Below are 23,878 nucleotides of genomic sequence, written 5' to 3'. Positions count from 1 at the left end.
AACGCCATGATCATCGATCAGATGTCCAGCATGGTATCAGTCATTTTTCTGGCATCGACCGCAGCATAGAATTGCTTCAATAACTGTTGCTCCGCAAGTGACAAATGCGGGTTCCACACGTCGAATATCAGTACCACGCGCAAATGATCGGATTCGTTCCACGCTTCATGTTCGATCGTGTCGTCGAAAGCGAAGGCGACGCCTTCCTGCCAATTGCGGGTTTCCCCGCCCACACGAAAGTAGCAATCCGGTGGCACGATCAACGGCAAATGGATAATTGCCCGGCTGTTGGTAACGCCAGTATGTGCCGGTATACGGCTTTTAGGTCTAAGCAGGGAGAAAAAGGCCGAGGGTGCACGCCCTGCAATATCAGCGCGCGGGAGCGCTTCCAGCGCTGCAACGGTCTGCGGGCAGGCAGCGCAAACCGCTTCGTTTCGGACTCCATATTCCCATAAAAAGGCGGCACCCCAGTCAAGAGAATCATGCAACATCGTCCACTTATTTTGCGGTGTTCCTGGTTCCTGGCGCACATAGGGCCGGACGGCACCGTCCACACCCGCGAGCATTGCTAGAAATTCAGCGCGAATAATGTCCGTCTGCGCTTCGAGCGCCTCCATCCATGGAAAATGATGTCGGTCGAAATATTCCTCAGCCGGCAGGAATGGGTAATGAAGACCGGAGCATTGGTTCTGGTAGATCGTACGACGGCCAAATTCCCGATCTAGACAGGCTTGGAAACGGCGTCGGGCTGTAGGGTCGGCTTGGTCCAGGAGATCAGCGACGCCAGTTTCGATGCGCTTGGCGAAATCTGCCTGATGTTCACAAACATAATCACGCCCTTTCGCCAGCATATCGGCCAAAGCAGGGGGCAGGTCGAGCGTTCCGGCCGATAGTGCCAACGCCTTCCCCCAACTTTCTACGGCACCTTGCCCCTCACCCAGACGCTGGAGAAGCTGCGCCATACGGATCTGCGCCATCAAGTTGCGCTGATCGATGTCGATTGCCGCTTGCAGCGCCGAGCGTTCCGCATCCCGATGGTTCAGGCCTCTTTCGGCTGCAGCCAGGTTCATCCACAATGCTGCCTCACCGGGGTCGGCCGCCGTGGCCGCAAGAAAATAATCACGCGCGGACTTGAACTCGCCTTTGTCGAGCGCAAGCAAACCTGCCAGATTAAGCGCCTGAGGTTCCTTTGGTGCAAGCCTCAGCACCTGTGCAAGTAATTGTTCCCCCTGAGCGACCCAACCACTTTGCCGAGCCTGCGCTGCCTGCTGTAATAACCGACTTACTGCAATGTCCATAAAGCCCCCCGGCTTGCCCTTCACACGCGATAGCACAACGAAATGCGATAGCCAGTAAGGGTTTATCCTGGCAGCTTGTGCCTCCCCAAAGGTCATGCGAAACACCACTGCATGACTATTCCCGTTCCTTCCAATGGCGACATTATCACCGACCCAGAATGGCTAACGCACCGCTATGACGCCAACCGCAATAGCTTTCACATGGTGCGCGTAGCGAGGGAAAGGCACCGTCAGATTCCGTTTTTGACCGACGAATATCTTGGCGCTGATCTTCAACCGCGAGAAGTCAACCGCACCGACGTGAAGGATCATGCCGCCGCGCCTGCTCCACTGCACTTCATTTTTCATTCCGCTTTCTGCTGCTCGACCCTGCTGGTGGCTGCATTCGACATTCCTGGTGTTGCAATGGGGCTTAAAGAACCGATGCTGTTCAACGATATTTCGGGCTGGCACCATCGGGGCGCGACTGGCGCACAAGTCGCCCGCCTGTTGGACGAAGCCATGACCTTGTTGGCGCGCCCTTTCGGGCCGGGCGAAGCGGTCATTATCAAACCGTCAAATATCGCGAATCCGTTGATCCCGGCCATTATGGCGCTTAGGCCCGACGCGCGCGCGCTGCTTATCCATGCACCGCTTCCCGATTTTCTTGCTTCAATTACACGGAAAGGCATGTGGGGACGCCTATGGGTCCGCGATCTGCTTCAAAAACTTTTGCAGAATGGTGTCGTCAATCTTGGGATTGCGCCTGATGACTATCTCGGCCTGACCGACATTCAAGTGGCCGCTGTCGGTTGGCTGGCCCAACATATGCTGTTCCAGCGATTGACCCAACAATTTGGTGAGCGGATGGCGACCGTGGACAGTGAAACATTTCTAGCCTCCCCAGAGGTCGGACTATTTCATCTTGCTCAACATTTTGGTCTGCAGGTCGATAAAGCCATGGCCAGCGCGATCGTCGCAGGCCCCGTCTTTGCGCGCGACAGCAAGACAGGAGCGTCGTTTTCCAATGGACAACGTGCTGATGCAGCTAGGCATGGCATGTCCCTCCACGCTGACGAAATTGACAAGGTTTTGACATGGGCTGATCGAATTGCCGACAATATCGGCTTATCTTATCGCCTGCCTCGCTCACTTTTCGATTGAATCAAGCCATCCAACGAAAAAGGGCCGACATATTGCCGGCCCTTTCCCAGTGTCATTTTCGCTAATCGATCAGAAGCGCAGCTTGACCGCCGCACCATAGCGACGTCCCAGCGCATCATAGGTCGAAGGGAAGGTATTACCGCTGTTCCACGCGGTACCACCGGCATCCGAACCCACCAGAGGCGGCTTCTTATTGAACATATTCTGCACCGTCAGCGTCAACGTGACATTGTCGGAAACATTGAAGCGCGACGTAAAGTCGAAATAGTCATAAGACGGAATAGTGTTGAAATCTTCCGACTTGGTATAACCGACCGGCGTGCCAACGAACAAGTCAGGATTTTCTGACGTGAAGCCGTCAATATGGCGCCACAGCAGCGACACGTCGAAATTCTCGAACGCCAGGGTCGAACGCACCGTCCACTGGAATTCCGGCTGGAGCGAAGTGCAATTGACGCTGAACATGCCAGCACAATCACGGTTCACGTCGGTCGGGGTCGACTGGAAGGTCGACTTGTTGGTCCAGTTACCGTTTGCGGCCAGCGCCAAAGTGGCGAAGCCGATGTCGCGGCGATAGTTCAGGATCACGTCGATACCGTCAGTAGCCAGACGGCCCAGATTCGACAGACCAGTGAACAGGCCAGGCGTGGTGTTCGGATCGCCGTTCAGGCCGCCCGTGTTGGGATCACGACGGATGATCGTGCACGCCGGATTGCTGACGCTGAGATTACCGGCACCGAAGCAGGAGTTGATCGCATCGTCAGGCGAAGGCGTGGTGATCGCACCACTGACCTTGATGTTGTAATAGTCCACCGAGACCGAGAAGCCGGGGATAAACTGCGGCGTAAACACGGCACCGATGGTATAGCTGTTCGACTTTTCCGGTCCAAGAGCAAGGTTACCACCGGACGTCGCGTTCGCCTGGCTCGCGATCGGCACGTTGATCGAGCCGACATTACCAGGCGTTGCGCCCTGTGCGATACAAACGTCGCGCAACGTTCCGGTCGGTTCTGGCGCAATGCGCACGCCTTCGTCGTTGATAGACGCACAGGGATCGTTGGTCAGGCTGGTAAGGCCCGTGTTCAATGGCGAGAACAGTTCAGCGATGTTCGGCGCACGAACTGCACGGGAATAGCCGCCACGGAAACTCAAGCCGGCAGTCGGGGCCCAAGTGCCCTGCACCTTCCAGGTGGTGGTATTGTAGCCTGGATTGCCAACGGCATCCACATTGTAGCTGGAGTAACGCACACCGGCCTGCAGCGACAATTCATCGAAGAAGGGCTTGTCGCTGACGATCGGCAATACCAGTTCACCAATGGCCTCATAGACGTCGTAGCCACCATCGATGTTCGGCGAAGCACCACCAGCACCGCCCAGATCACCCGAACGAGCCAGTTCATCAGCGGCCTGACGAGCGGTATATTTGCGATATTCACCGCCAACAGCGAAGCTTATCGGTTGTGCGGCCCAAGGCGATGTTACGCCAAAGTCGCCCGTAACAGTTGCCCGGGCCTGCGCCAGGGTGGTGCGGGTCTGCACCGTGCTGTTCGCGGTCAAGAATGCTGCGCCTTCAGGCGAGATGCCACCGGCCGTCGGCGAGAACCAGTTGATGGGAACGCACTCGGAATTGCCGCTCAGGCAGGTCGCCGTATTGGTCGCCATCAGCGACTCACGAACACGCGAGTTCAGCGTATAGCCCTTGATGGTCTGGACTTGGTCGCTCTCACCATAGGCACCAAAAACGTCCCAGTCGATCGTGTCGGTGATCCCACCACGTGCGCCGAGACGATAATCGAACACAGTGTTGGTATATTCGCTGATACGCGGTCCCACTTCAACCGCACGACGGAACATAGCGGTGGTGACGGTCTGGAAGTTCGGATCATTCGGGTCGGTTGCCAGGGCACCGGCATCGCATGACGCTGCGGAAATTCCGTTGGCTGCGCAGAACTGGTTGCGAATGCCCGCAGTGAGGTAGGGGTTGCTCAGCGGAATTTCGACACCAATGCCGAACGAACCGGACGGTGCAATAATGGTGCTGACGGTATTTTTGGTGAACAGGCCACGGCTATACACTTCCACCGCATCGCTGACTTCATAGCGACCTGCAGCATAGATATTATAGCGTTCGAACGGCGTCTGGAAGATGTTATCCGGCGCGAAGTTGAACGGTGCATAGGTGCCTACCAACGATTGGCCATTCGGTGCGACCTGCAACGTGCCGCTGCCCGGAACGCTGAAGCGTGTGGGAACGGAAGTGCCCGATCCAGCGCCTTGGCCGGTGAAGGAACTGATCGTGTTCTGGCCGATCTTGCGCGCGCCCTGATAGACAGGGTCTGCCTGCTGATAGCCGATACCAAGCACGACATTGCCGCGCCCATCATCAAAATTGGCACCAGTGGTCACATCGAAGCGAACGGTGTGGCCGTCGCCTTCATCCAAAATCTGGGTAGCAGCCGTAGCTTCCAGGCCAGAGAAGTCGGACTTGGTGATGAAGTTGACGACACCGGCAATCGCGTCCGCGCCATAGGTGGTCGATGCACCGCCGGTCAGAACATCCACTCGCTCGATAAGCGCCAGCGGAACGTTGTTAAGATCGAAACGGCCGTTCAACTCAGCAGGCACGATGCGCACGCCGTCCAGCAGGACAACGTTGCGGTTGGAACCCAGCCCGCGAAGGTTGACGAAGGAGTTACCGCCGTTGCCGTTGTTGACCGCCGAACCGATGCTGGGAACGATACCGGGGATTTCACGAAGCAGTTCTTCGGCGACGTTAGTCTGGCGAAGATCAATTTCATCCGACGTCGTCACATTGACCGGCGAGGCCGACTGGAGATTCGGATTACGGATCAACGAACCCGTTACGATGATGGTGTCGCCGGTTTCGACTTCAGCGGCCTGCGGCGCTTCCTGTGCGAATGCGGCGGTTGCGATCAGCGACGCGCCGAGGATCGCCGGTGCGGCGCTGGCACGCAAAAGTGCCCTCTTGGAAAATGTCTTCACGGTCCAGTCCCTTGCTCTGGAGGTTGGCAGATGATCTGCCACTATTTCTACCTATGGAGGGATAAGGTGCCCGACAGCGATCCCCCCATATGCATGGTCGCGAAACTGCGCGGGGAGCAGGGCGCTGTAAAGCGCGGGAAAAGGGCATTCACCGCTTTTGAACGCGGCTGTATCATAAATGCAACAAGACCGTGATAGACCTGTTTTACAGCCGAATAGCAACATAATGTCTCATTGGAGCGTGAACGCGAAGCATTCATGTCCACAGCCCGTCCGTCATCGAATGAAAGTGGCGCAGGAGCGGCCACTCGTGGCGTTCCAGCGATATATTGACCTTGTCTCTGACCAATGCATGGTAGAGCAATCGACGGGTCGAATGGTTAGGAGAGACGGCATGAAGCGCTTTGGCACGACATTATGGGTGGTGCTTTTTAGCATAGCCGCCACAAATGCGGCGGCCGCGCCCAAGCAACAGCAGCCGCGACCGGAGATTTTCACTGACCTGTTGCAGTGCCGAACCATAACCGAAAATAGTGAGCGACTGGCCTGCTTCGACCGGCAGGTCGGCGCGATTGATGCCGCTGCTCAGCGCGATGAGGTCGTTGTGCTGGACAAGAGCGAACTTGCCAAGACACGCAAGACATTGTTCGGTTTTTCCTTTCCCAAACTTCCCTTCCTCGGCGGCGACGAGGTCGATGATAGGGGTGAAGCGAAGGCCGACGGCGTTGACCAGATCGAGGCGGTTATCGCTTCGGTCCGCAGCCTTGGCTATGGAAAGTGGCAGATCGAGCTCGACGATGGCGCGGTCTGGGCCACTACGGAGGCCTTGACGGCGCGCGACCCGAAGGTCGGCCAGAAGATCGAACTCAAGCGCGCCGCCATGGGTAGCTTCATGGGCAAAGTCGAAGGTGGCCGCGCGGTGCGGATGAAGCGGGTCAGCTAAAACGCTTTACCGCCCCTGTGGCATCGGCCCCGCGACCAGCAGCGGGTCGATGCGCGCGTCGTTCCACTTCATGCCCCAATGGAGATGCGGGCCGGTCGCGCGGCCGGTCGCGCCGATCGCGCCTATGCGTTGCCCTTGGGTCACAGTGTCGCCGGACCTTACATCGATTCGCGACAGATGCAGGAAGGCGCTGTTGAGACCATGGCCATGGTCGATCATCAGCAGATGCCCTTCCAGCGTAAAGGGTTTGGCCGCCGCAGCCAGAATCACCACGCCATCGGCAGGCGCGACAACCGGCGTGCCGGTCACGCCCGCGACATCGACGCCGCCATGATAGGCACCGGGTTGCCCCTGGTACACCCGCTGCGAGCCGAACAGGCCGGAAATGCGCCCCATGGCTGGCCAGATGAAGCTTTGTCTCCAACCCTTGGCATCGGTTTTGAGCGCACGGGCGGCAGCGATCTGAGCCAGTTCGGGCTTGCGCAGCGCCAGGAAGGCTTCCGTGCTTTTGGTGGGGCGCATCGGTGCATTGATGCGCTCGATCCGCCAGGGGCGGGGCGCGATGGTCAGGCTTTTTTCGATCGTTCGCCCGTTGGCGAGCTGCGCCGTCAGTCGGGTGGTGGGCGCGGCGTCGCGGTCGAAGGCGATCAGGAAGCGGCCATCGGCATCGACCGGGACGACCTCCTCACCCAGACGAAGCGAGATTATATTGGCGGGCGCACTGCCAGTCACCACGCCACCTTGCGTCATCGTGCCGGTAAGGCGGAAATCTTCGGATAGGGGCGGTGCCGCCGCAATCGTGGTTCCCAAGACGGCAGGCAACAGGATGAAGGCGAGACGATTCATGGAATGCGTTTCGCCGCGCGCTCCGCCTGAACCGATGCTTCCGCGCTGGCATAGGGTTCCTGCCGAGCGATGCTCCAATAGCGCAAATCTTCGAGCGCGATCTTCCGCCCCGTGACCGCGCACAGCACATGGTCGCCTGCCTGCAACACGCGGAAGCTGTAGGGCATATAATGAAGCCGGGCGATCCGGTCGCGGTTGGACATGAACATCGGTCGGGCCTTTCAGATGGTCAGGAGAAAAGATCCTGCTGCGGTAGCGCCTCGGCGCTGCGCGGCTTGCGGGACTGGCGGGGTGCCGAGGATATAGCGGCAGGGTCCGGCTTCTCAAGCAAGGCAGCGCCCTGCCCGACTGTTGCGTCGACCGTTCCATCCTTGAAATGCAGCGTCACCGTGCCCGCAGCTTGTGCGGCTTCGACCGACTGGACCAGCCGCCCCCCCGCCATCACGCGGGCATAGCCGCGCGCTAGCGGCCGGTCGGGATCGAGCGAGATGAAATGGCGCGACACCCGGTCGAAGGCGGTCGCGCGGTCGGTCAAGACCCGCGCCAGATAATCGGGACGCGGTCGCAACCGGTCGAGCCGCTCGCTTGCACGGGCGAGTTGCTGCTGAAGCAGCGCCGGTCGCAAGGCACCGCCCGCCTGCCCCAGTTGCGCGCGGGCGGCGGCGATCCGGTGGCGCAAGCCGCTGGCCAGGGCTTCGGACAATTGATCGAGCCGCTGGCGCTGCGGCGCAAGCAGCATGTCGGGGGTGGGCATCAGCCGCGCCTGCATGTCGAGGCGCTCTTTCGCCTGCGCCGCATTGCGACGAACCGCGCGTCCGGCCCGCAGGCCCATTTCAGCGAGGGTGGCGAGCAGGTCGGCGCGCACCGGCACCGCCATCTCCGCCGCAGCAGTCGGCGTGGGCGCGCGGCGATCGGCGGCATGATCGCACAGGGTCGTGTCGGTCTCATGCCCGACTGCCGAGATGATCGGGATGGTACAATCGGCAACGGCGCGGACGACGATTTCCTCGTTAAAGCTCCACAAATCCTCGATCGACCCGCCGCCGCGCGCGACGATGACGAGGTCGGGCCGGGGCACGGGGCCGTTGCCGTCCATGGCGGAAAAGCCGCGCACTGCCCGCGCGATCTGCTCGGCGGCCCCCTGCCCCTGCACCAATACCGGCCAGACCAGGACGTTGGTGGGGCAGCGGTCGGCAAGGCGATGGAGAATGTCGCGGATCACCGCGCCAGTGGGCGAGGTGACGACGCCGATGGTGCGGGGCAGGAAGGGCAAAGGGCGCTTGCGGTCGGCCGCGAACAGGCCTTCGGCGGCGAGCTTCGCCTTGAGCTTTTCGAGCAGCGCCATCAGCGCGCCTTCGCCCGCCAGTTCCATCCGCTCGATCACGATCTGATATTTGGAGCGGCCGGGATAAGTGGTGAGCTTGCCGGTGGCGATCACCTCCACCCCGTCCTGCGGGGAAAAGGCGAGGCGCTGCGCCCCGCCCTTCCACATCACGCCGTCCAGCACCGCATTATCGTCCTTGAGCGCCAGATAGAGATGCCCTGACGCCGCGCGCTTGAAACCGGAAATCTCGCCGCGCAACCGGACATGGCCAAAGCGGTCCTCGACCGTGCGCTTGAGCATGCCCGACAATTCACTGACCGAGAGCGGCGGCGCGTTGTCCCCTGCGCGTTCCTCCGCTAACAGGCGGCCCTTACTGTCATAGGCATCGAAATCCGGGGACATGGGCGACATGAATATCCTTTTGCTTGGCGGCGGTGGCCGCGAACATGCGCTGGCGTGGAAGCTAGCGCAATCGCCCCGGCTCGATACGCTCTACGCCGCGCCGGGCAACCCCGGCATAGCCGAGCACGCGACGTTGGTCGACCTCGACGCGACGGATCATCGCACCGTGCTGGATTTCTGCACCCGCCATTCGATCGGGCTGGTGGTGATCGGTCCCGAAGCGCCGCTGGTGGACGGGCTGGCCGATAATCTGCGCACCATGGGCGTTCCGGTGTTCGGCCCCAACAAGAAGGCAGCACAATTGGAGGGGTCCAAGGGGTTCACCAAGGATCTGTGCCAGCGCGCCCATATCCCGACCGCTGCCTATCAGCGCGTCACCAGCAAGGACGGTGCCATCGCCGCGCTCGACGATTTCACGCTGCCGGTGGTGATCAAGGCCGATGGCCTGGCGGCGGGCAAGGGCGTCATCATCGCGGAAACGCGGCAAGAGGCTCTCGATGCGCTCGACACCATGTTCTCCGGCGCGTTCGGCGCGGCCGGCGAGGAAGTGGTGCTCGAAGAGTTTATGACCGGCGAGGAGGCCAGCTTCTTCGCGCTGACCGATGGCAGCGCCATCCTGCCCTTTGGATCGGCGCAGGATCATAAGCGGGTGGGCGATGGCGACACCGGCCCCAATACCGGCGGCATGGGTGCCTATAGCCCCGCGCGCGTGTTGACGCCCGACCTGGAACGCCAGGTGATCGACACGATCATCGCGCCGACGGTGGCGACGATGGCGGCCGAGGGAATGCCCTATTCGGGCGTCCTCTATGCCGGGCTGATGCTGACCGGCCAGGGGCCAAAGCTGATCGAATATAATGCCCGTTTCGGCGACCCGGAATGCCAGGTGCTGATGATGCGTTTCGATGGCGATCTGGTCGACCTGTTGCTGAGCGTCGCGCAGGGGACGTTGGCCGAGCAGGGGCCGGTGCAACTGGCTGAGCGCACGGCGCTGACCGTCGTGATGGCGGCCAATGGCTATCCGGGCACGCCGGAAAAGGGCGGCGCGATTCAGGGAATTGATGCGGCGCAGGCGCAGGGGGCGATGGTGTTTCATGCGGGGACGGCGCAACGGGATGGCGCGCTGGTCGCTAATGGCGGGCGCATACTCAATGTGACCGCGACTGGCGAGAGTGTCGGCGCAGCGCAGGCGGCCGCCTATGCCGCCGTCGATGCGATCGATTTTCCGACCGGCTTCTGCCGTCGCGACATCGGCTGGCGCGAGGTTGCGCGCGAACAGGCGTGAAGGCTTGCCGTTCAGGACAAAGCGTCCCTACATAGCGGCACAATATTCAGGGAGGCGCGTGATGCAGGAATTCTTCATGGACTATGGGCTGTGGCTGCTGGTCGGTTTGCTGGTGATCATCGGTCTTGTCTTCCTGGTGTCGGGCAAGGGCAAAGGCGGCGAAGTTGCGCCGCCGGCCGCAATTGAAGCGGAATCCCATCCGGTTGCAGTCGAGCCGGTTGCGCCGGTTGTCATCGCGCCGGTCATTGTCGAACCCGTTGCTGTAGAGCCGATTGCTGTCGAGCCTGTCAGGGTGGTCGAAGCGGAACCTGCACCCGTAGCCGCCGTCGTGCCGGAAGTGTCACAGGAAGCGGGCGAGGACGACCTGCTGCGCATGAAAGGGGTCGGCCCCAAGCTCAAGGCGCTGCTGAATGAGTTGGGCATCACCCGCTTTGCGCAGATCGCCGCCTGGACTGATACGGATATCGCTGCGATCGACGCAAGGCTGGGCAATTTCAAGGGCCGTCCGATCCGCGACCAGTGGATCGATCAGGCGAAATATCTGGCAGCGGGCGATATTGCCGGATTCGAAGCGCATTATGGCAAGCTGTAAAGCCTGACCGTCAGCCCGGCGCACCGCCCAATATTTCACGAGCGCGGGGGGCCAGCCGATCCGTGGCGGCGGCATGAATGCCGGGCGCAGCGCAAAGCAGGCCGAAAGCGGTCGGTTTGGGGCGGTTGAAGCGCATGGGCGCACCCAGGGCGTCGGTGACCTTCGCCCCGGCCCGTTGGCAGATCAGCGCGGCGGCGGCGACATCCCATTCATTGCCCCAGCGCACCGTGGCGACCAGATCGGCCTCGTCGGCGGCCACCATCGCCATGCGCAGCGCGATGCTGTTGGGCTTTTCGACCGTCACCAGATCCCGGTCGATGCGCGGTAACTGATCGGCGGGGACGCGGGCACCCGGCAGCGTGGTGCGGTTGCCAGCGCGCAGCGTCTGTCCATTACGTGTCGCCGGGCCATCCGCCTGCGCGATCCACAATTCATTGCGCGCCGGCGCCGCCAATATGCCGAGCCGAACCGCGCCATCCTCGATCAGCGCGACCGACACCGCCCAACCGGGGCGTCCACGCAGATAATCGCGCGTGCCGTCGATCGGATCGACCACCCAGACGCGCGGCACGCCCAGGCGATGAACCGTGTCGGCCGTCTCCTCCGACAACCAGCCTGCTTCCGGGTCGATCAGGCCCAATCGGTCGCGCAGCAGCGCATCGACTTCCAGATCAGCCTCGCAAACCGGATGGCCCGGCACCTTTTCCCACTGGCGCACACGGGTATCGCCGCCTGCCCAGAGGGTCAGCGCATGATCGGCCGCATCGGCTACCGCCGACACGATCGCGCGCAGGTCTATCTCAGCCCCCGGCAACGGTCATTCCATCCACGCGCAGCGTCGGCACGTTCATGGCATAGCGAAAATGCAGGTCGTTGGCGGGGATGAGCGCGCGGAACATCGCCTTCAAATTGCTGGCGATGGTGATTTCCGACACCGCATGAGCGACCGCGCCATTTTCGATCAGGAAGCCTGCCGCGCCCCGGCTGTAATCGCCGGTCACGCCATTGACGCCCATGCCGATCAATTCGGTGACATAGAGGCCGCGCTTGACATCCGCCATCAGGTCGCCCGGCGACACCGTGCCGGCCTCCATATGGACATTGGTGATGCTGACGCCCGGCGCGCCGCTGCCGCCCCGGCTCGCATGGCCGGTCGGTTCCAGGCCCAATTGCCGCGCCGAAGCACTGTCCATCAGCCAGCCGGTCAGCACACCCCGGTCGATCAGCGCGCGCGGCGCAACCGGCAAGCCTTCGCCATCGAAGGGGCGCGAACGCAGCCCGCGCGGCAGTTGCGGATTGTCGATGATGGTGACACCCGATTCGAACAGCGCTTCGCCCAGCGATTCAAGCAGGAAGCTCGACCGGCGCGCAATGGCCGGGCCGACCATGCCGCCGATCAGATGGCCCAGCAGGCTGGAGCCAATGCGCGGATCGAAGATGACCGGCATGACGCCGCTTTCCACCTTCACCGGATTGAGGCGAGCGACGGCGCGCTGGCCTGCGCGCACACCGATTGCCTCGGCATTGTCGAGATCCTCCAGATGGCGCACGCTATGGCTGGCATGGTCGCGCTGCATGTCCGACCCGGCGCCTGCCAGCACGCTGGCCCAGGTCGAGTGGTTGGTGCCCGCATAGGCACCGGCAAAACCATGGCTGGTCGCCAGTGCCACCTGACTGCGGCCATTCGATGCGCCGCCGCCTTCGCTGTTGGTGATGCCGGGCACGGATCGCGCTGCCTCTTCCGCCAGCAGCGCGCGTTCGCGCAAAGCGGCGGGTTCGGGTTCCCGTTCGTCGGTCAGGTCGAGCGCGGGCGGGCGCTTCTTCATCAGGCGATCTTCGGGCGCGAGACCCGCATAGGGATCTTCCGGGGCTTCGCGCGCCATGGCGACGGCGCGATCGACCAGCGTGGCCAGCGTCGCCGGGTTCATGTCCGACGCGGAAATGCTGGCCGACCGGCTGCCGATGAAGACGCGCAGGCCGATCTCCTCGCCCTCCGACCGTTCGACATCCTCCAGCAGGCCGAGCCGCACCGACACGTTGGTCGAGGCGTTGCAGGCATAGATGGCGTCGGCCGCATCCGCCCCTGCCTTACGCGCGGCGCTGACCAGATCCTGCGCGCGCGACTGGGCTTCTTCTAGGCTGAGCATGGAGGCGTGGGTTTCCCGAAACGATAAGAGGAGCCTGTGGCCTTACGCGCTTGCGCCCATGGGAGCAACGCCCGCCAGCCAGCGGTCGAGCAGGTGCCAGGCGACTGCCATCTGCGGCGGCGCGAGGAAGGGCGCGCCGGGCTCCTCCGCTATCGCCGCGCGAACCGCGTCGGCATCGCACCAGAAGGCATCCTCTATCTCGGTCGGGTCGAGCGTCAGCGCATCGTCGTCTGCCTGCGCGATGCAGGCGATCATCAGGGAGGAGGGGAAGGGCCAGGGCTGGCTCATGACATAGCGCACGTCGCGGACACGGATGCCCGCTTCCTCGAACAGTTCGCGCGCCACGGCTTCCTCGATCGTCTCGCCGGGTTCGACAAAGCCTGCCAGCGCCGAATAGCGCCCCTGCGGCCAGGCATGTTGCCGCCCGACCAAAACCCGGCCGCGATATTCCGCCAGCATGATGACGACCGGGTCGGTGCGCGGGAAATGGTCGGCGGCGCAAAGATCGCAACGCCGCGACCAGCCTGCCTTGACCGGCTGGGTCGGCCCGCCGCAAACCGAGCAGAAGCGATGGCGCGCATGCCAGTGAACCAGGCTGCGCGCCGTGCCGTAGAGCGCGACCTCCGCCGCTGGCACCAGCCCGGCGATGGCGCGACTGCGCGAGGTCGGGATGAGGTTGGGGCCAAGATCGGCGACCAATCGCGCGAAGATCGGTTGTCCGGCAGGGTCGATGCCGAGCAGCACATGATCCGCGACATCAGCATCGGCCGCCAGCGGCTCCAGCAACAGATGGCCGTCCACCTCGACTGGCTCCAGCCCGTCAAGCACGAGCAGGCGCGCGGCGGGATCAGCAAAGGCTTCCGCCAGCTTGGCCGGGTTGGTGCGGATATGATCCACCCGGTCGATCGTGCCGCCAGCGAAGCCGGGCAGCTTTTCTATCACCGGATTAGTGCCGTGCATCGCTGACATCCTCTTTCTTCATGGCCGTTTCGGCCGCGCGCACGAACAGTGTCGGCAATCCTGCTTCCGCCAGTCGATCGATCGGCCACCATTCGCCCGCACCCGACGGCACATGATCCTGATCCACCTGGATCGCATGGACCGTCAATGCCAGCGAGAAATGGGTGAAGACATGCGCGACCGGCGGTTCCAGCCTTCGCCATGGTCCGGCGAAGGGCGGGGTCGGATCGGGCGCGTCGTTCCACGCCGATCCGGGCAAGCCGCGCATGCCCCCCAGCATTCCCTTGTCCGGGCGGCGCGCCAGCCAGACATGACCGTCCGCCCGCTCGATCCAGAAGGCATGACCCAGCCGATGCGGCTTGGCCTTTTTTGCGGCCTTGACCGGAAAGGCTGCCGGATCGGCGGTCAGGACGGCGGCGCAATCGGCGCGCAAGGGGCAGATGCCGCAGGCGGGATTGCGCGAGGTGCAGATGGTCGCGCCCAGATCCATCATCGCCTGGGCAAAATCCCCGGCGCGGGCATCGGGGGTGATTCTATCCGCCGCCTCGCGGATCGCCGAACGGGCAGCAGGCAGCGGGGTGGTGATCGCGAACAGCCGGGCGACGACCCGCTCGACATTGGCGTCCACCACCACGGCGCGGCGACCAAAGGCGATGGCGGCGACAGCAGCAGCAGTATAGGTGCCGACGCCCGGCAGCGCGCGAAGGCCGTCCTCCGTATCGGGGAAATTCCCGCCATGCTCGCTCGCCACCGCGCGCGCGCAGGCGAGCAAGTTGCGGGCGCGGGCATAATAGCCAAGCCCGGCCCACGCCGCCATCAGATCGGCATCCGCTGCCGCCGCCAACGCCTCCACGCTCGGCCAGCGTTCGGTGAACTTGGCGAAATAGGGGCCGACTGCCGCCACCGTGGTCTGTTGCAGCATCACTTCGGACAACCAGACGCGATAGGGATCGGTCGTATTGCTCCCCGGCGGCGCGCGCCAGGGCAGGCGACGGGCGTGGACGTCATAATGGGCGAGCAGGTCGCTCGCGATTTTTGACTCTCTACCCTCGACGCGCATGGCGGCCCTATGCCATGGTGCGAGCGATGACGGAACGCCCCCCAGTGCTGAAAGTGAAAAGCCGCGCCGCCTTGCCCGTCGAGCGGCCGCGGATCGGTGCGAGCCGCCAGATTGCGGACCTTATGCCCGACATCGGCCGCGCCGCTTTCCGCAAGTTCGGCTTCGTTCAGTCCAGCATCGTCACCCGCTGGACCGAGATTGTCGGCAGCCATTATGCCGCGATCACCGCGCCCGAATCGATTCGCTTCCCTGTCGGTAAGAAGGCCGGCGGCACATTGCAACTGACGGTGATGAGCGGCCATGGACCGATGGTGCAGCATATGCTGCCCGACATGATCGAGCGGGTGAATCGCTTCTTTGGCTATGCCGCCGTCGCCAAGGTGGCGATGCGGCAGGGCGATATTCTGCCAGCAACCGCCGAACGCCGCCCGCCACCGCGCAATTTGCGGCCGATCCCGGTCGAGCTGGGCGATTCGCTGCGCGGCATTGGCGATCCCGAATTGCGCACCGTGCTGGAATCGCTGGCACAGGGGCTTGCCAACAGCAGCGGTCCGCCCAAGATCGGCTGATGTCGTTACGCTTATGTTCAGTCGATGTCCGCCAGGAACCTCTCCCATGACCTATGCCCGCTTGCTGCCCCTCGCCCTCATCGCCCTGCCTGCCGCCCTGATCGCCGCGCCCGCCACCAACTGGGTAAGTCGCGTGGTTATTTCACCGATCGGCGGACATCTGATGGGCAATCCGTCCGCCACGACCAAGCTGGTCGAATATGTGAGCTACACGTGCAGCCATTGCGCCCAGTTTGTCGGGCAAGCGAGCGGGCCGCTCAAGACCGGCTATGTGAAGGGCGGCAAGGTCAGCGTCGAGGTGCGCAATGCGGTGCGCGACAAATATGACCTGACCGCCGCGCTGCTTGCGCGCTGCGGCGGCCCGGCCCGCTTCATGGGCAATCATGAAGCGCTGTTCGCCAATCAGGATGCGTGGATGGCGCAGATCGAGACCTATGATCGCGACGCGACCAAGCCGACCGACCAGATCGCCGCGCTGCGCGACATCGGCCAGAAGACCGGGTTGTACACGCTGATGGGCAAGCGCGGCTACAAGCCCGCGCAGCTCGACGCCTGCATCGCCAGCCCGATGGCGATGAAGCAGGTGATGGCGATGACCGACGATGCGTGGAACAAGGTGAAGATCACCGGCACGCCCGGTTTTACCGTCAACGGCACGCGGGTCGAAGGATCGACCTGGACCATCCTTCAGGCCGCATTGCCGCCAGCCGCGCGCTGATCTAGACTCGCCTTTCAATCATCCATCATCGGAGCCTTGCCCGTCGTGAAAGCCTTTTCCGGTCTTGCCCTTATCGCCCTCAGCCTGACCCTCGCCGCGTGCGGCAAGAGCGAGGAGGGCGCAAAACCGACCGGCGAGCCGGTCGCCGCCGTCGCACCGCCTGCGGGGACGAGTTGGTCCCAGACGGTGACCGAAACACCCGATGGCTATTATCTGATGGGCAATCCCGATGCGAAGGTGAAGCTGGTCGAGTTCGGCTCCTATACCTGCAGCCATTGCAAGGATTTCACCGCCGAAGCGTCGGAGGAAATCAACACGCTGGTCGACACCGGCAAGATGAGCTTCGAGTTCCGCCCCTATGTGCGTGACCCGATCGACATTTCGACGGCCTTGCTGGCGCGTTGCGGCGGCAAGGATATCTATTATCCGCTGTCGGAGCAGTTCTTTGCCAATCAGACGGCGATGTTCGACAAGGCGCAGGCCATGGGCGATGCGCGCTATCAGGCGGTGATGAACGCGCCGCCTGCACAGCGATTCGGACAGTTGGCAAATGATTTGGGCCTCGTCGAGTTCGCGCAGCAACGTGGCATTTCTGCCGATCAGGCCAAGCAATGTCTGGCGGATACTGCCGCAGCCGAAAAACTGGCCAAGGGCGTCGAGAGGGCCAACAGCCAATATCAGATCACAGGGACGCCCAGCTTCCTGATCAACGGCGTGCTGGTCGATAATGCCGCAAACTGGGCCTCGCTCCAGCCCAAACTCAAGGCAGCGGGACTCTGATTGCCGGCCGGGGGGCTGACATCGGCGCGCGCGCTTGAGGGAGCCGGGGCGATGTATCGCTCCGGTCCAATCCCGTGCAGATAAAGCGGCTCAAACTCTCCGGCTTCAAAAGCTTCGTCGATGCGACCGAATTGCGGATCGAACCGGGCCTGACGGGCATCGTCGGCCCCAATGGCTGCGGCAAATCCAACCTGCTGGAAGCCATTCGCTGGGTGATGGGCGAATCGAGCGCGCGGTCGATGCGCGGCGGCGGCATGGAAGATGTGATCTTCGCGGGCACCGCGACCCGGCCACAACGCGATTTCGCGCAAGTGTCGCTGCTGACGGTACAGGAACAGGGCGAATTGTTCAGCGCCGTCGATGTCGGCGCGGACGGCGAACTGGAAGTCACCCGTCGGATCGAGCGCGGCGCGGGTAGCGCCTATCGCGCCAATGGCAAGGATGTCCGCGCCCGCGACGTGGCGCTAATCTTCGCCGATGCCGCCACCGGGCCGCATAGCCCGGCGCTGGTCAGCCAAGGGCGGATCGCCGCCGTGATCGCCGCCCGGCCGCAGGAGCGGCGCGCGATGCTGGAGGAAGCCGCCGGAATTGCGGGCCTGCATGTCCGGCGCAAAGATGCCGAACAGAAATTGCGGGCTGCCGAAGCCAATCTGGCGCGGCTCGACGAAATATTGATCGATATGGACACGCGCGCCAACAGCCTGCGGCGGCAGGCGCGGGCAGCGGAACGCTATATTCGCCTGTCCGACCAGATCCGGGTGGCCGAGGCGCGCCTTTTGTTCGCACGCTGGCGCGAGGCCAATGCCAGCGCGGAATCCGCCCGCGCCGACGCCAAACAGGCCGATCATGGCGTGCATGTCGCACAGCAGGCGCAGGTGGCCGCCGTCGCCCAGGCGCAGGAAGCCGTGGCCCTGTTGGCTGACCGGCGCGCCGCCGCGCAGCAGGCGCGCGAGGATGCGAGCGAAGCGGGGCACAGGCTCCAGACATTGCGGACGCAGCGCGATGCGGTCGCGCGACGCTTGCAGGATCTCGTACAGCAAAGCGTACGGCTGGAAGAGGATCGGGCGCGCGAGGGAACACTGGCCAATGACGCGGCGGAGGCGATTGCACGGCTGACCGCAGAGATTGGCACGCTCAAGGCGCGGATCGCCGAGACCGAGACATTGCGGCCCGATTTTGCGGCACGGATCGCCGCTGCCGAGAGTGGCGCACGCGATGCCGAGTTGGATCTGGCCAGGGCGATGGCGAAGCAGGCGGGCGAGCAGGCTGAACTGCGCGTCGCGGAAGCCGCGCTGGTGGCCGCGCGCACCCGGTTGGAGCGGGCGGAGCGCGAGGCGTCTCGCCTTGCCGCCGAAGCGGCGGCTTTGCCCGATGCGGCACCGTTGGAGGCGCAGCGCGCCGAGGCGGTCGCGCGGCAACAACAGGCCGGCCTGGATCGGGATGCGGCCGAGGTGACGATCCGCGAGGCGGACGCCGCGCGCCAGTCCGCCAGCGAGGCGCGAGCGTTAGCGCAAGCTGCGCTGTCATCCGCGCGCGCGGCACTGGCGGCGCTGGACAGTGAAGCGGTAGCATTGCGTCGTGCCGTCGATAGTGGTTCGGGCGGGCGGGCGCGGGCGCTGGACCAGGTGAAGGCTGCGCCCGGTTATGAACGCGCCTTGGCTGCTGCCTTGGGCGATGATCTGGAAAGCCCCATTGCGACGGAGGGCAAGCGCCGCTGGGCGGGGGCGCAGGCGCAGTCCGATGATCCGACGCTGCCTGATGGCTGTGAGTCACTCGCCAGCCATATCAGCGCCCCGCCCGAACTGGCGCGTCGCCTGGCCCAGATCGGCTTTGCAGAGCAGGATGCGGGGCAGACGTTGCGCGTCGGCCAGCGTCTCGTCACCCGCGACGGGCAGATGCGGCGATGGGACGGCTATGTCGCCATCGAAGGCGGCGCGGCGGCGGCCGAGCGGCTGATCCGCCTCAACCGGCTGGAGGCGATCATGACCGCCCGACCCGCCATCGCGGCCGAGGTCGATGCGGCACAGGACGCAGAGCAGGCCGCGCGGGCATCCGAACAGGCCGCAAGCGATGCGCTGGCGGCGGGACGCACCCGACTGGCGCATGCGGAACAGCAGCAACGCGCCGCGTTGCGGGCCGCCGACGAGGCGACGACGGCGCTGGAGCGCCTGTCCGGACGACGCGAAGGGATAGAGGAGCGGCTGGTCGAGGCGCGGCGCGATTGCGACTCCGCGCGCACCGAGCAGGATATGGCGCAGGCCGCGCGCACGGCGATGCCCGACGGGGCGGACACACGGGCGCTGGTCGCGGCGCTGACGCAGGCGAGCGAGAAGGCGCGCGCCGCCGTCAGCCAGTTGCAGGCGGATCAGGCGCTGGCCGATCGCGCGCTGTCGAGCGACCGCGAACGGCAGGCTGCGGCCGAGGCGGAAGTCAAAAGCTGGCGCGCGCGGGCTGGCGAAGCGGCCAAGCGCATTGCGGCCATGGTCGCGCGCGGCGAGGCGATCGCCACCGAGCGCATGACGATCGAGGATCAGCCCGACGCCTTGGCGCAGGCCATCGCTGCATTGGGCGATCAGGGCGTGGCACTGGCGGAGGCCGCCGAAACCGCGCGACGGGCGGAATATGATGCGGAAGCGACGCTGCGCACCGCCGAACATCGTGCAGCACAGGCGGGCGAAGTGCTGGCCGCCGCGCGCGAGGCGCGCGCCACGGCCGTCGCCCGCGCGGAGGCCGCCGATGAAAAGCGCATCGAAACCAACCGCCTGTCGGGCGAACGGTTTGAATGCCCGCCGCCGCTTCTGCCGGAGAAGCTGGGCTTTGCCAGCGCCGACATCCGCATTGCCCAGACCGAACAGGCCGAGCATGACCGCTTCGTCACCGAGCGCGAACGGATTGGTCCGGTCAATCTGGTTGCGGCGCAGGAACTGGCTGAGCTGGAAGCCAGCCAAGCGGCCAGCCGCGCGGAGAGCGAGGAACTGACGCAGGCCATCCACCGGCTGCGCGGGTCGATCGGCAGCCTCAACCGCGAAGGCCGCCAACGCCTGCTCGCGGCGTTCGAGGCGGTCGACGGCCATTTCCGTCGTCTGTTCACCACGCTGTTCAACGGCGGGCAGGCGCATCTGGAACTGATCGACAGCGACGATCCGCTGGAGGCGGGGCTGGAAATCATGGCCCAGCCACCAGGCAAGAAGCTGGCCGCGCTGACGCTCTTGTCGGGCGGCGAACAGGCATTGACGGCGGTGGCGCTGATCTTCGGCCTGTTCCTGACCAACCCCGCGCCGATCTGCGTGCTGGACGAAGTCGATGCGCCGCTGGACGATGCCAATGTCGAACGCTTCTGCGACCTGCTCGACGCGATGGTCGCGCAAACCCAGACCCGTTATCTGATCGTCACCCATAATGCCGTCAGCATGGCGCGGATGCACCGCTTGTTCGGCGTCACCATGGTCGAACAGGGCGTCAGCCGCCTGGTGTCGGTCAACCTTCAGAGCGCCGAGGCCCTGCTGGCGGCGGAGTGATTTTTGTAGTTGTAAAAACGCTTGACGGGTTTGGGCCGGTGTATGAGTGCGGTGCGGTTTACGACCAAACACTATGCTAACACCGCTTGGCGCTAGTCACCTGAATCTGAAGTTCGCCTCATTGTTTTCCGGTAGAAGTGTTTGACAGAGGCGAGGATCTCGTCGGCGGACTTGGCCCAGCGGTAGGGCTTCGGGTTTTCGTTGTGCGCCTCGATGAAGGCGATGATGTCGGCTTCGAGCTCGGCGGTGGATCGATGAACACCACGTTGCAATTGCTTTTGCGTGAGTTCGGCGAACCAGCGCTCGATCTGGTTGAGCCAGGATGCCTATGTCGGTGTAAAGTGCACATGCCAGTACGGTCGATGAGCCAGCCAGGCCTTGATCCTTGGCGTCTTATGCGTCGCGTAGTTGTCCATCACGAGGTGTATGTCTGGGCCGTCGGGCATGGCAGCGTCGATCTGCTTGAGGAAATCGAAAAATTCGGTTGCCTGATGGCGCTTGTCGTACTTCCCGATCATCGCCCCTGTGGCGATGTCGAGTGCCGCGAACAGCGAGGTTGTGCCGTTGCGAACTGAGCATGGATGCGCCGATCGGGCACGCCTGGCACCATCGGCAGGACCGGCTGCTCGCGGTCGAGCACCTGGATCTGCGACTTCTCGTCGACACACAATACGACTGCTCGGTTCGGCGGCGACATATAAGCGCTGCCGACCGTGCAACGTGTCGGTAAGGTGGCGTTTGGAAGGCGCTGACGGTATCGTCACTCACGTTCGACAGCAAGCGGTGGATAGCCTTTGCATCTGTCGCGGAGGCCTCACACTGCTCATGAAGAGGTTTCAGGGGAACCCTATTGCCTGCTCGCGACCAGTTGCAGGTAGCCCAGGCAGGCTCTCGGCAATTCCTGCCGCAGCCGCTCGAAATCGTCATCGGCCATCCCGCTTTCCATGACGACGCGAACCGTTCCTCCCAGCAAAGCCGCGAGCATGAAGGCCGTGGTATCGGGATCGGTAAAGCCCGCGTCGGGAACAGCTTCCAGCAATGAGCGGATCGCATCTATCAGAAGGATCTTCGCGCGGTTCATCAATTCGGACAGGTCGAACTCAGCCGCGATGCCATAGATTGCGCGTGACGAGACGATATCAGCCATCTTGGCGTCGAGCCAGGCTGTGGCAAGCCCTTCCGCAACGCACTGCAGATCGCACCCTGCCAGACGTTCGGCGGCGGTCAGCATCGCCGTCACGATCATATCCAGTTGCCGCTCGACGATGGCGAACAACAGCGCCTGTTTGTGCGGATAATATTGGTACATTGTGCCGACCGAAACACCGGCCCGCGCCGCCACGCGCGTCGTCGTGAGCCGCGCGACTCCATCCGACAACAAAAGCTGAATGGTTGCGGTGTGAATGGCCTCGACCGTGACCGCAGAGCGCGTCTGCTGCGGCGTTTTACGGGGCTTTAGCAGGTCTGGCGCTGGCCGGTTCATATGCGAATTCCAAAACTGAAGGATCATTCATATCTTAGCGCCGTAACGCCACACATCACAAGGACCCATGCCATGAAAACCGTTTTGATCACCGGCTGCTCCACCGGCTTCGGCCGCGAAACCGCTTTATACTTCCTCGAACAAGGGTGGGCCGTCGTCGCCACGATGCGGGATCCGGCCGCCAGCACCTTACCTGCTTCAAAGCATCTGCGCGTCCTGCCGCTGGACGTCACCAGCGCTAAGAGCGTCGCGACCGCCTTCGAAGAGGCTGGCGAGATCGACGTGCTGGTGAACAATGCCGGCATTGGGTGGATGAACGCTATTGAAGGTACGCCGATGGATGTGGTGCAACGCATCTTCGACGCCAATCTGTTCGGCACGATCGCGACAATGCAGGCCGTGCTGCCCGCCATGCGCGAGCGCCGGTCGGGCGCGATCGTGAATGTGAGTTCCAGTTCGACCTATAAACCCCTGCCGCTGCTCTCCGTCTATCGTGCGAGCAAGGCTGCGGTGACATCGCTGACGGAGTCGGCTGCGCTGGAACTCGCACCGTTCAACATTCGCGCAAGGGTCGTCGTCCCCGGCATGGCCCCATCGACGAACTTCGCCGCCAACGCACAGGAACAAATTGCGAAAGGCGGCTGGTTCCCTGAGGCCTATCAGGACTTTGCCGATCAAACGATAGCGGCATTGCATGCGGCAGGATCAGGTGAAGTCACTACCGCGCGCGATGTGGCGGAAGCTGTTTTCCGTGCCGCGACCGATACTGACTGCCCGATGGTGATTCCGGCAGGAACCGATGCAGTGGCATGGGCAAATGGCGGATAACATGTTGGCTTTGAGATCATTTTGGCTTCATCGGAACCTGTTGCCCACCCACAAGCTGGCGCTTCCTTGCGCGACACATTTGCTACCACGGGACGAATCGCCAGGGACCGACCCATGTTGAAATCCATGCTGCACTGATCGCAAAGGTCCGGCGAGGCCGCGGCCCCTTCATTCCATCGGGCGGGTGCGCGCTGACAGCGGCGTGCTGAGGTCGATATCATCCCCCAGACCATGTTCGGTATCGAACTTGAAGACAAAAGGGTCGTTGGGGAATGTCATGTCGAAAGCGCCAACCGCCCGATCGGCACCATCGAACGTCACGCATGTCAGCGACAAGGCCGGTTCATAGGGGCCGATTTCCAGATAATGTGCCGCTTCCTCGCCGATCGCCACGGCCATGGCCTCAAAGTGCGAGCGCGCAAGATATATCCCATGCCGCTCCTGCAACAGCCGGTATAGGGGATAGCGTTGCAGATCGACGGTGGACAGCGCATCGGCGTAACGCACGGGGACATAGAGCGTGCCAAATGACCAAGGCACAGCGTCGCGAAAGGCGACGCGCCGAATAGCATGGATTACGGTTTCGCCGCTGAAATAGGGGAGAAAATTCGGCGGGATTTCAACCTCGCTGCGCTCCAATATCAATGCAGGCTTGCTGAACTCGGTCGAATATAGGTCTCGCAGCGAGGTCGCCCCCTTATCCCGCGCCGACGGCTTGCTGGAAACGAAGGTTCCGCTTCCCCGGCGGCGAACGATCAATGCCTCCGCTTCGAGTGCGCGCAGCGCTTGCCGCACCGGGACAACGCTGACGCCATAATCTTCGGCCAGCCGAATCTCCGGTTCGATCCGGCCACCAGGTGGCAGATGGCCACCAAGTATCTCCGACCTCAGTCGGTTAGCAATCTGATACCATAATGGCAGCTTGCTAGAAAATCCGTTCGCTCTCGATCCGGTGGATCGGTTGAAATCCTTGGCCATA

General features: G+C 63.2%; 20 protein-coding genes and 1 pseudogene. 9 read left to right on the top strand and 12 right to left on the bottom strand.

Translation table 11 applies throughout. The annotated features are described in order from the left end of the window. Positions 1-17: 17 nt before the first annotated feature. Positions 18-1,298, bottom strand: coding sequence for an aspartyl/asparaginyl beta-hydroxylase domain-containing protein (locus V2I08_RS04745; RefSeq protein ID WP_349634125.1), 1,281 nt, complete (start codon positions 1,296-1,298; stop codon positions 18-20). A 111-nt stretch (positions 1,299-1,409) separates the two neighbouring features. Here V2I08_RS04745 and V2I08_RS04740 point away from each other — a divergent pair, with 111 nt between their 5' ends. Beyond that, entirely contained in the window at positions 1,410-2,441 is a 1,032-nt protein-coding gene (locus V2I08_RS04740) for a hypothetical protein (RefSeq protein ID WP_349634054.1), read from the top strand. Positions 2,442-2,510: 69 nt separating this feature from the next. On the opposite strand, the gene V2I08_RS04735 is transcribed toward V2I08_RS04740, so the two are convergent. Then, on the bottom strand, positions 2,511-5,444 hold the full coding sequence (locus V2I08_RS04735) for a TonB-dependent receptor domain-containing protein (RefSeq protein ID WP_349634053.1): 2,934 nt from the start codon (positions 5,442-5,444) through the stop codon (positions 2,511-2,513). A gap of 394 nt (positions 5,445-5,838) precedes the next feature. On the opposite strand from V2I08_RS04735, the gene V2I08_RS04730 reads away from it, so the two are divergent. Next, complete coding sequence (locus V2I08_RS04730; protein ID WP_349634052.1) at positions 5,839-6,387, top strand: hypothetical protein; 549 nt, start codon at positions 5,839-5,841, stop codon at positions 6,385-6,387. 6 nt (positions 6,388-6,393) lie between these two features. On the opposite strand, the gene V2I08_RS04725 is transcribed toward V2I08_RS04730, so the two are convergent. From V2I08_RS04725 to xseA, 3 genes are read right to left on the bottom strand one after another with little or no spacing between them, the layout of a single operon-like run. Then, complete coding sequence (locus V2I08_RS04725) at positions 6,394-7,233, bottom strand: M23 family metallopeptidase (protein WP_349634051.1); 840 nt, start codon at positions 7,231-7,233, stop codon at positions 6,394-6,396. Next, entirely contained in the window at positions 7,230-7,442 is a 213-nt protein-coding gene (locus tag V2I08_RS04720; protein WP_349634050.1) for a DUF2093 domain-containing protein, read from the bottom strand. The genes V2I08_RS04725 and V2I08_RS04720 overlap by 4 nt, the downstream gene beginning before the upstream one ends. Before the next feature lie 20 nt (positions 7,443-7,462). After that, entirely contained in the window at positions 7,463-8,959 is a 1,497-nt protein-coding gene (xseA, locus tag V2I08_RS04715; RefSeq protein ID WP_349634124.1) for an exodeoxyribonuclease VII large subunit, read from the bottom strand. A 7-nt stretch (positions 8,960-8,966) separates the two neighbouring features. Between xseA and purD the strand changes: the two genes are divergently transcribed. Beyond that, a complete protein-coding gene (gene purD, locus V2I08_RS04710) occupies positions 8,967-10,244 on the top strand; it encodes a phosphoribosylamine--glycine ligase (RefSeq protein ID WP_349634049.1) in 1,278 nt (425 codons plus the stop codon). Between the two features lie 61 nt (positions 10,245-10,305). Continuing rightward, positions 10,306-10,836, top strand: a complete 531-nt coding sequence (locus V2I08_RS04705; protein WP_310223977.1) for a hypothetical protein — start codon at positions 10,306-10,308, stop codon at positions 10,834-10,836. A gap of 10 nt (positions 10,837-10,846) precedes the next feature. Here V2I08_RS04705 and V2I08_RS04700 read toward each other — a convergent pair whose 3' ends face one another. The 4 genes from V2I08_RS04700 to mutY are packed head-to-tail and all read right to left on the bottom strand — an operon-like array spanning position 10,847 to position 15,003. Then, positions 10,847-11,650 carry a 3'(2'),5'-bisphosphate nucleotidase CysQ gene (locus tag V2I08_RS04700; RefSeq protein WP_349634048.1) on the bottom strand — a complete coding sequence of 268 codons (804 nt, stop codon included), beginning with the start codon at positions 11,648-11,650 and terminating at the stop codon, positions 10,847-10,849. After that, positions 11,637-12,983: a TldD/PmbA family protein gene (locus V2I08_RS04695; protein WP_349634047.1), complete on the bottom strand. Its 1,347-nt coding sequence runs from the start codon at positions 12,981-12,983 to the stop codon at positions 11,637-11,639. Before V2I08_RS04695 ends, V2I08_RS04700 begins: the two co-directional genes overlap by 14 nt. Before the next feature lie 42 nt (positions 12,984-13,025). Beyond that, positions 13,026-13,943 (bottom strand): NAD(+) diphosphatase, encoded by a 918-nt coding sequence (nudC, locus tag V2I08_RS04690; protein ID WP_349634046.1) that lies wholly within the window; start codon positions 13,941-13,943, stop codon positions 13,026-13,028. Next, complete coding sequence (mutY, locus tag V2I08_RS04685) at positions 13,930-15,003, bottom strand: A/G-specific adenine glycosylase (protein WP_349634045.1); 1,074 nt, start codon at positions 15,001-15,003, stop codon at positions 13,930-13,932. The genes nudC and mutY overlap by 14 nt, the downstream gene beginning before the upstream one ends. Before the next feature lie 26 nt (positions 15,004-15,029). Between mutY and V2I08_RS04680 the strand changes: the two genes are divergently transcribed. The 4 genes from V2I08_RS04680 (at position 15,030) to V2I08_RS04665 (ending at position 20,588) form a co-directional block, all read left to right on the top strand. Then, positions 15,030-15,572, top strand: coding sequence for a DUF721 domain-containing protein (locus V2I08_RS04680; protein WP_349634044.1), 543 nt, complete (start codon positions 15,030-15,032; stop codon positions 15,570-15,572). A gap of 46 nt (positions 15,573-15,618) precedes the next feature. Next, a complete protein-coding gene (locus V2I08_RS04675) occupies positions 15,619-16,290 on the top strand; it encodes a thioredoxin domain-containing protein (RefSeq protein WP_349634043.1) in 672 nt (223 codons plus the stop codon). Positions 16,291-16,335: 45 nt separating this feature from the next. After that, positions 16,336-17,070, top strand: a complete 735-nt coding sequence (locus tag V2I08_RS04670; protein WP_349634042.1) for a thioredoxin domain-containing protein — start codon at positions 16,336-16,338, stop codon at positions 17,068-17,070. 74 nt (positions 17,071-17,144) lie between these two features. Further along, entirely contained in the window at positions 17,145-20,588 is a 3,444-nt protein-coding gene (locus V2I08_RS04665; RefSeq protein WP_349634041.1) for an AAA family ATPase, read from the top strand. A gap of 92 nt (positions 20,589-20,680) precedes the next feature. Here V2I08_RS04665 and V2I08_RS04660 read toward each other — a convergent pair. Together V2I08_RS04660 and V2I08_RS04655 are read right to left on the bottom strand one after the other, a co-directional pair. Beyond that, positions 20,681-21,288, bottom strand: a pseudogene (locus tag V2I08_RS04660) (IS630 family transposase); the annotation flags it as partial. Between the two features lie 147 nt (positions 21,289-21,435). Beyond that, a complete protein-coding gene (locus V2I08_RS04655) occupies positions 21,436-22,071 on the bottom strand; it encodes a TetR/AcrR family transcriptional regulator (RefSeq protein ID WP_349634040.1) in 636 nt (211 codons plus the stop codon). Here V2I08_RS04655 and V2I08_RS04650 point away from each other — a divergent pair, their 5' ends adjacent. After that, the gene (locus V2I08_RS04650) at positions 22,072-22,899 is read left to right on the top strand and encodes an SDR family oxidoreductase (protein ID WP_349634039.1); all 828 of its coding nucleotides are present in this window, start codon (positions 22,072-22,074) and stop codon (positions 22,897-22,899) included. Positions 22,900-23,067: 168 nt separating this feature from the next. On the opposite strand, the gene V2I08_RS04645 is transcribed toward V2I08_RS04650, so the two are convergent. Next, the gene (locus V2I08_RS04645) at positions 23,068-23,877 is read right to left on the bottom strand and encodes a GntR family transcriptional regulator (RefSeq protein WP_349634038.1); all 810 of its coding nucleotides are present in this window, start codon (positions 23,875-23,877) and stop codon (positions 23,068-23,070) included. Position 23,878 lies beyond the last annotated feature (1 nt).

This window comes from Sphingobium sp. MK2 (genome assembly GCF_040170545.1).
GTDB lineage: Bacteria > Pseudomonadota > Alphaproteobacteria > Sphingomonadales > Sphingomonadaceae > Sphingobium.
Note: the sequence above shows the minus strand (reverse complement) of the source record. Positions and strands in the feature narration are given on the sequence as shown.